Consider the following 1,276-nt stretch of genomic DNA (forward strand, 5'->3'; position numbering starts at 1 on the left):
TGGAGTGAACCCCTCGGGCTGGACCACAGGACAGGGAAAAACTGATACACTCTGCGGGCCTTAATCGGAGAAGGCTCATGAAGTCCCGAGGTCCATATCGACGGCATTCGACACCGTTTAAACTACAGCTTTGCCAGGATATCCGAAACGGTGTCATCGGGCGGCGCGACGCGCAGCGTACCTATGGCGTTTCGGCCAATCTCATACAGCTATGGCTGACGCAGTTCGATCGTGGCGAGCTGAACGATGAAGAGGCTGAGGCCAGCGTCATTGCGGAGTACGAGGCACATATCGCGGCGCTCGAACGCAAGGTCGGCCAGCTTACAATGGAGCTGGACCTGGTGAAAAAAACACCGCGCCAGCCGATCGCCGCCGACAGCGCGAGCTCCTCCATCATCAGCGGCCCCCGGCCTGCTCTGTCAGACGGGGGTGCAAAATGATCGATCTCCCGAGGAGCACCTACTATTACCAATCAACGGCAAAAGCTTTAAATCTCCGCGACAGCGAGCTCGTTGCAATCATAGAAGACATCCAGGACGAGCTGCCCTGCTACGGATACCGGCGCGTGACGCACGAGCTTCGGCGAAGAGGCCACCTCGTTAATCACAAGCGTGTCGCCCGCGTCATGCGGGCCAATGGCCTCGGTATCAAGCCTCGCAAGCGGTATGTTCGCACGACGGATAGCAACCACGATTCGCCGATTTACCCGAACCTTTATCGCAATGTGATCCCGTCGCGGCCTGACATGGTCTGGGTGGCCGACTTCACGTACATCCGCATCGCCGCTGGCTTCTGCTATCTTGCTGTCATTCTCGACGCCTGCAGCCGGAAAGTCGTCGGCTATGGCCTGTCGAAACGCCTGGATACGCCGCTTGCATTGGCAGCGTTGCGGTCGGCACTCGAGAACAGAAAGCCTCCGCCCGGCTGCATTCACCACACGGACCGCGGATGCCAGTACGCAAGTGAGACCTACCGAAGAGCGCTCGATGCGGCAGGCTTACAGGGGTCTATGAGCGCCGTCGGTAACCCTTATCACAATGCGCAGGCAGAGAGCTTCATGAAGACCCTGAAAGTGGAGGATATCTACCCAGCAGGCTACGAGACTTTCGCTGACGTAGCCGAACAGTTGCCTAAGTTCATCGAGCAGATTTACAATGCCAAACGGCTGCATTCAGCCCTTGGCTATTTGTCGCCAGCAGAATTTGAAACCCAACTCGCCCAGCAGGCGGCTTAGTTTGCGTTGTTTCGATGGTCCAGCCCGAGGGGTTCACTCCAA

At 57.8% G+C, this 1,276-nt stretch carries 2 protein-coding genes; both read left to right on the top strand.

The annotated features are described in order from the left end of the window. Positions 1-77 precede the first annotated feature (77 nt). Positions 78-440, top strand: coding sequence for a transposase (locus GGE33_RS27360; RefSeq protein ID WP_037082618.1), 363 nt, complete (start codon positions 78-80; stop codon positions 438-440). Continuing rightward, on the top strand, positions 437-1,234 hold the full coding sequence (locus tag GGE33_RS27365) for an IS3 family transposase (protein ID WP_246436521.1): 798 nt from the start codon (positions 437-439) through the stop codon (positions 1,232-1,234). Before GGE33_RS27360 ends, GGE33_RS27365 begins: the two co-directional genes overlap by 4 nt. The last annotated feature ends 42 nt before the right edge of the window (positions 1,235-1,276 follow it).

The organism is Aliirhizobium cellulosilyticum (genome assembly GCF_014198105.1).
GTDB lineage: Bacteria > Pseudomonadota > Alphaproteobacteria > Rhizobiales > Rhizobiaceae > Neorhizobium > Neorhizobium cellulosilyticum.

Bases quoted from the DNA above. Each gene is read 5' to 3' on its own strand.
- GGE33_RS27365 (WP_246436521.1), top strand. From the start codon at position 437: ATGATCGATCTCCCGAGGAGCACCTACTATTACCAATCAACGGCAAAA.
- GGE33_RS27360 (WP_037082618.1), top strand. From the start codon at position 78: ATGAAGTCCCGAGGTCCATATCGACGGCATTCGACACCGTTTAAACTA.